7 protein-coding genes are annotated in these 6,420 nt (G+C 38.2%); all 7 read right to left on the minus strand.

All coding sequences use genetic code 11. The features are described 5' to 3' along the window. On the minus strand, positions 1-1,075 hold a 1,075-nt coding region (locus tag AZ66_RS25270), incomplete at its 3' end, for a response regulator (protein WP_044357407.1). Positions 1,076-1,140: 65 nt separating this feature from the next. Next, positions 1,141-1,428, minus strand: coding sequence for an IS3 family transposase (locus AZ66_RS33930; protein WP_082061725.1), 288 nt, complete (start codon positions 1,426-1,428; stop codon positions 1,141-1,143). Positions 1,429-2,622: 1,194 nt separating this feature from the next. Further along, positions 2,623-3,480 (minus strand): cysteine desulfurase family protein, encoded by an 858-nt coding sequence (locus AZ66_RS25275; RefSeq protein ID WP_442950322.1) that lies wholly within the window; start codon positions 3,478-3,480, stop codon positions 2,623-2,625. Next, positions 3,474-3,815: an aminotransferase class V-fold PLP-dependent enzyme gene (locus AZ66_RS30190; protein WP_052648857.1), complete on the minus strand. Its 342-nt coding sequence runs from the start codon at positions 3,813-3,815 to the stop codon at positions 3,474-3,476. Before AZ66_RS30190 ends, AZ66_RS25275 begins: the two co-directional genes overlap by 7 nt. Positions 3,816-3,824: 9 nt before the next feature. Next, the gene (locus tag AZ66_RS25280) at positions 3,825-4,226 is read right to left on the minus strand and encodes a hypothetical protein (protein ID WP_044357409.1); all 402 of its coding nucleotides are present in this window, start codon (positions 4,224-4,226) and stop codon (positions 3,825-3,827) included. 25 nt (positions 4,227-4,251) lie between these two features. Beyond that, entirely contained in the window at positions 4,252-6,048 is a 1,797-nt protein-coding gene (locus AZ66_RS25285) for an ABC transporter ATP-binding protein (protein WP_044357411.1), read from the minus strand. Further along, the coding region (locus AZ66_RS33120) for a hypothetical protein (protein ID WP_231587042.1) at positions 6,045-6,420 on the minus strand (376 nt) is incomplete at its 5' end. The genes AZ66_RS33120 and AZ66_RS25285, both read right to left, overlap by 4 nt.

Genomic DNA, 6,420 nt, shown 5'->3' on the forward strand with positions numbered 1-6,420 from the left:
TTTGAAAATCTTGCAGCGAAACCGTGCTAGATTCCACGACATCAAAAAACTCACCCATCATCGCTTGCGCTTCTTCTATCGTCCCTACCTTCATACAGCGGATTAAGGCCTGCTCCTTCATGTCGTTGAATATAAGCGGATTCCCCCGCTTCGCCTCTACATCTTCAATCCAGATGACGCGATGATTTCCGTGAATCAATCGATAATGCAGTGCTTGTACCGCTTCCTGATAAGAAGATGCCAACTCATATAAATCGTTCACGACAGTTCCCACGCCAATCGTTACCGTTAATTTGAGAAATCGGTGGACACTCTGAAGAATTTCTTCTACGGTCCTGATTGTCTCCTGACTCACTCCTTCTTCCTGTTGACTCTCGCTCATCGTTAACACAATGACATGATCATGGTGAATAAATACCCGTCCCGGCATATGCTTCAGCACGAGCTCCTCGGCAATATTGCATATGGCGAATTGCAATAAATAACGGTTCTTCTCTTCTTTGTTATGATCCATTTGAATCGCAGAGACCAAGTAAGCGGTACCCGATAAATCCATTTCATAGCGCTCACATTTCTCTTGAATGTCCTCCAAAGAGCACTTGCCTGTAAGGAGAGAAGATAGAAACACATGCTGCAATACGGGCAAACTCTTCCTATAATGATCCTGTAATGTTAGTAGATTGTTCTTCTCCGCAACTTCCTGATCCATCTGCTGCTTGACCTTCACCAATGCGGCTTGCAAATCCGAAGCGGAAAACGGCTTGAGCACGTATTCGTCTATCTGGAGCTTGATCGCCTTCTGCGCATATTCAAATTCATCGTAGCCGGTTAATATCATTATTTTCATCGAAGGATCATGGCAGCGAATCCATTCCGCGAGCTGTAATCCATTCATGAAAGGCATATGAATATCGGTCACCACAATATCCGGTTGCAATCTTTCTATGTATTCCATTGCCTCTTGACCATTCTCAGCCGTCTCCACGACCGTAAACCCTAATGACTCCCAATCCATTTCATGCAGCACACCTTCTCGTACGTCTTCTTCATCATCAACGAGTATTAATTTGTACATGGACATCCCCCTTTTTATGAGAAAATTTAAAAAAGCCGGCAATCGAATGCAAGCGGAACTTTGCTTCAATTACCGGCTGTTGCTCGTATGAAATTATTATTCGCTAGTGAAATGACTTCACCTGTATATTTCGATGTCAAATGTGTCAGGTGTAAAAAGTCACTGGAAGAATCAATTTTGCTGATTTCATCGGGTTTGCCGTGGGAACATGTTCGGATTACAGAGCAAATGCCTAGCTTCTTCATCGGCCGATAAACGCGTTTATTGTTAGCATGAACCCCTTCACGTTTCAAAGTAACCATCATACGCAGATAGCCAAAGTACGGATGTAGTCGGTATATGTATATGGCCATTATGTGTTCTTCAAACAACTGCCTCTTGCAACCTTCTATGATTCGCTTTTGAAGCCTTCTTACGCGACTTATAATAACCTGCACGCGATACTTCAGCCAGTTTTAAGAGCCCACCCAGTGGATGGATACCGCTTTTTTTATGTACTCAATTTTCGCCCTTAAATAAGCCACTTCTTCTATACTTGTTAATTTGGACTTTGGCCGACCTTTACGGATAGTTCCTTGTACAAATTGTTGTCCTGTCTCATGTAGGTTTACCCCACAACTACTCGTGTCTTATTCCAATTACCGAGTTGCTAAGCCACCTCACGGTATGACATGTTCTCCCCGTTTACCAGCCGTACAGCCTCTATTTTTAATTCCTCGATATATCTGTTATTCGTACGGCCCGTTTTCCCCATAAAAATCCCTTCTGGTCTCCAACGTATAAGTCCATCTTACCAGATGTCTTTTTTACGTTGACTACCGTGAGGGGATAATACCACCTTTTAGTTTCTTCTTATTATTATTCTAAGTCTCACCTACACTCTAGTACAGCTTTCTTACTTCTGCCCTTCAACACACCCAGCGTTATTAGATGTGAACCAAATACGGATTGGAATGTTGTTATAACTACTAACCTCTGAAATTTTCAACTTACGAACACCAATACTTTATTGTTTTCTTTCTATAATGAGTGCACGTTGAGTTTAATTATTTCTAGGTATCATGAACGAACGGGATAGTGATGTTCTAACGTGACTTTTGCCTTTTAAAAAAATTGGATAGACCTTGTGAAAATGGCACAGATAAAGAAAGCCCATTAGGTATGGGGCATATTAATAATATAGTATCCTCAAATTGTACAACAATGAAAACGCAAAATGAATAAACCATTTTGCGTTTTTCATTGGTATGGACGTCCCCCGGTATTTCGAATAAATTTGAACAGAAATTCAGGAAATTAATACTCGCTTTGCAGAAAACCCTAAGGATGTTTTCCATAAACTCACCTATGTTCCTTGCTCGGCTGATATCAAAACGATTTGCCGTAACCCGTATTGTGGCATTCATTGCGGATGATACGTTCCATGACAGACCTTCAAGAGTATATTGTCAATAGTGATGCCAGAATTAATAGCGCAGCAATTATTAAATCATGAATTTGAGTATATCGCGAGTAGCTTGGAGAACTGTAAATAAGTAGTTGATTGGTTATTTTGTCGTAACTTTTCCTGATCCTATAAGTTCGAACTTACTTTTAGATTTGATTTGTTCTACCATTTGGAGGATTGAACTAACCAAAGTTCTAGCATCTTCTAAACTAACCGCCTCGTGAAGACTAATTCTTATACTGCTGGATGAAACTTCTTTATCATGTGTCATAGCCATAATTACACGACTCAAATTCGTTCTAGAAGAACAAGCTGACTGAGAAGATACAATAATCCCCAAACGAGCAAGCATCTTAATCATAATAGCAGAGGTTGCTCCTTTTTCTTTATAGGAAAAATTTATGATGTGCGGAGAAGAAAGAGGGGGTTTGGGACTGTTCATCTTTAACTCTGGAATCGCTTCAAGATTTGAGTATATATAATCATTCAGCTTGGTAAGATGCTTCATCTTCTCTTCCCGTTCCAAAGTAGTAACCTTTATAGCCTCAGCCAAACTTAATACCCCGGGTACATTTGTAGTACCTGGTCTAATCCCTGACTCCTGTTCTCCACCATATAGTAATGGTATGAGCTCCACTTGCTCCTTAACTAACAGCAATCCAATCCCTTTCGGAGCTCCTATTTTGTGTCCAGACAAGGTATATAGATCAATATTAGCTAAATCCAAAGCCTGCTTACCAAAACCTTGTACTCCATCTACATGGAAGTAAATACCAGGTTTGGATTTCAAAAAACGGCCTATTTCATCAATCGGCTCTACGATTCCTGTTTCATTGTTAACATGCATGATGCTTACAAGAACGGTGTTTGCCTTTAGGGATACTTCAATACTTTTCACACTCACTACGCCGTCACAATCCACCGGGATAAATGTCACTTCCACTCCCTCTTCTAACAAATGTTTACAACAATTATATACGGAGGAGTGCTCAATCTCTGATACAATGACATGTGGTATTTTTCCTGTTTTTTTCTCCAGGCTCGAATAAGCCCTAATATAGCCAAATTGTTGCTTTCAGTGGCCCCAGACGTAAAAATGATCTCACTCGTCTTTACATTAAGTATTTCGGCAACTTTCACTCTTGATTTTTCCACCCGTTGTTGCGTCTCAAATCCCATTTCATGCATAGAGGATGGATTCGCATACAAATGTTTTGAGGAGTCTAGCAACTTCTCAACAACTTTAGGATGTAATGGAGTGGAAGCACAGTAATCAAAATATAGTTTGTTCATGTTCTCCTCCTAATTATCAATCTCTGAAAGTTCCAATTCGCCTAGACTTATGTTCACCGGATACCAGTTCTTCATCTCCCCATTGATATAACACTCAAAAAATATATTTTCCTCACGCTCTACTAGCAATGTAAAGTCAAAGTTTTGATCTACACCAGGAACCTGTTTAGAATCCCTATAGTTTCGATGTACAAATGTGCCTGGAGAACTGAGCTCTTCACCAAGTTCATTGACAACTTTTAGTTCAGTCAATACATCTTCACCTGCGGGAAGGCCAGATATCTTCAATAACAACGATAACTTGATCACATAGGGAAAGACAGGGACTCTTATAGCATTTATTATCTTACCCAGTACATGATGATTTTCTTCAAACTTAATTCTGTCGCACATAACAATTTGAATTACCATCGAATACCTCCAATTTTCTCTTTGTTTATAATCTTAGTATTGCTTCCTTGGTATCTTCATACCATTCGCGCTGTGATTCCCACATTTCGAAATATGTCTGTCTATTTTTAATGAGCTCATCATGCGTACCAAACTCAATAATTCTTCCTTCTTTAAGAACACAAATTTTATCTGCCTTTCTTGCTACTCCAACCCGGTGAGATATGAGTATTGTGGTGGTATTACTGCAATAATCCAATACATCGTTCAAAATTCTTACCTCTGCAAGGGGATCCAAAGCCGATGTCGGCTCATCAAAAACGATCAACTCAGGAGCATCTTTAATAAATACCCTGGATAGAGCCAACCTTTGCCACTGGCCGCCCGATAAATTTGTTGAGTCTTGATCAATATATCCAAGTTTGGTATCCAAACCTTCCGGCAAATGTTTATCAAAAACAACCCTCTGTAAAATTGACTCTAATCTCTTATTATCATCTATAAATTTTATATCACCAACTGCAATATTCTCACGAACGTTTGTTTGATATTTTATAAAGTCCTGAAAAACAGCACTCGTTTTTTGATATAGACTTTTCTCGTCAAAATCGTTAATAGGAATATCATCATAAAAGATTTTATTTTGCTCAACTTTATACAAACCAAGTAGCAACTTAACCAAAGTGGTTTTGCCTGATCCATTCTCACCCAGAACGGCTATCATTTCTCCTTTTTTGATTTCTAAGCTTAAATTTTTAAGAGCCGCGATTTGACTATTTGGATATGTAAAGCTGAGATTGGAAATGTTGATTCGGTCCTGAAAATCAAAAGGGACGCCACCTTGTGGAGATTTAACGACACTGTGTTTTGCTAGTTTCTTTCTCATCTCATCTGCCACTTCAACATAGCCTAGATTCTCCAGCTGACGAATATAACTTCCAATTAAGTTGGATATCCCATTGATGATCATCGTTACAGCCATTGTTACGGCCACGTAGTCTCCAATTGATAATTCCTGCTTTATAATTAGATTAGCTACGAGAATAATAACTACCCCTGAAGTAAATATGGTAATAAGCTCTTTATAACTATCTGTTAATTTTTCTATTTTAGTATAAGTCACCTTTTTGGAGTCAATATTTGTTCTTTCATCTTTCCATCTTTGCTTATAATAATGAATTGTAGAGTACAGTGTAAGCTCCTTTTGACTATCTACACCAGTAAGCAAATTATAATAATACATTGGTTTAACTAATCCAGATTCAATCTCGGAATTAAGAAGCACCCTCTTTTTTACGGTAACTAAATCGATTAAGCCTCTTAATACTCCTACGATTATTGCAATAACACTGAATAACACATATATATCCGACAAATAACTTAACGTCGTACCAAGAATAATTAGTTTCGTCAACAGTTCAATAAGATTCAAGTAATTCTCATAAACCTTAGCCTCAGAAAATTTTAGGTAGGAAAAATCAGCCTGGAATGCGGGAAATTCTTTCACAAGCAAATCCATCTTTGAATTTTGGTCAATCATTTCTTCATCGCTTTGCGCAGAAAACTTTATACTTAGCTTCACAGTTTGCAAGGAAGAAACGAAGTCCAAGAGAAGCTTAAATATTTGAAAGACTATAAGAAGCCCCAAACTTAAAAAAATAATATCTTTGTTCATTTCGACTATAGAATCAAGCAATACTTTTGAAAGAAAAATGTTCGCATATGTATAGAGTGCCCCTACCACGGTAACTACAAGCATTAAAATAACAGTCATAGGACTTATCTTATATATTTTAAGGAAGGAACTTCGCAACATCCCTACAACTTTTATAAAGTTCTTCATTTTTTGCTGTTCTCCACAGATCTAACAAGTGGCATCATAAGTACATCGATCATTGGTAAATTATTAATAATTCCTGATGATATCACTTGACCTACTCTATTCAGAACTAATTGATAAGGTAGTAGGTGAACCTTTAGGTTTTTTTCAAGAAGATTCATTTGAAAGGAATGCATCTTAACACCTCTTTCAAGCAGGCTCTCTTCTTGATCCGCAACTGTAGTATCTGATCCTTCATAAAATATAACATAGGAAAATCCTGGGTATTTAATGATGGACTCGATAACAGCTTGTGGATTGCACACTTTGCAATAAGAACTAAGAAAAAATAAAACGCTACCAGACCTTGTGTAGGATAACCAGGAGAGATCGATC

The organism is Paenibacillus sp. E194, assembly GCF_000935845.1.
Classification (GTDB): domain Bacteria; phylum Bacillota; class Bacilli; order Paenibacillales; family Paenibacillaceae; genus Paenibacillus_B; species Paenibacillus_B alvei_B.

Coding starts and splice junctions, on each gene's coding strand:
- AZ66_RS33930 (WP_082061725.1), bottom strand. CDS start 1,428: ATGGCCATATACATATACCGACTACATCCGTACTTTGGCTATCTGCGT.
- AZ66_RS30190 (WP_052648857.1), bottom strand. CDS start 3,815: ATGAACAAACTATATTTTGATTACTGTGCTTCCACTCCATTACATCCT.
- AZ66_RS25280 (WP_044357409.1), bottom strand. CDS start 4,226: ATGGTAATTCAAATTGTTATGTGCGACAGAATTAAGTTTGAAGAAAAT.
- AZ66_RS25285 (WP_044357411.1), bottom strand. CDS start 6,048: ATGAAGAACTTTATAAAAGTTGTAGGGATGTTGCGAAGTTCCTTCCTT.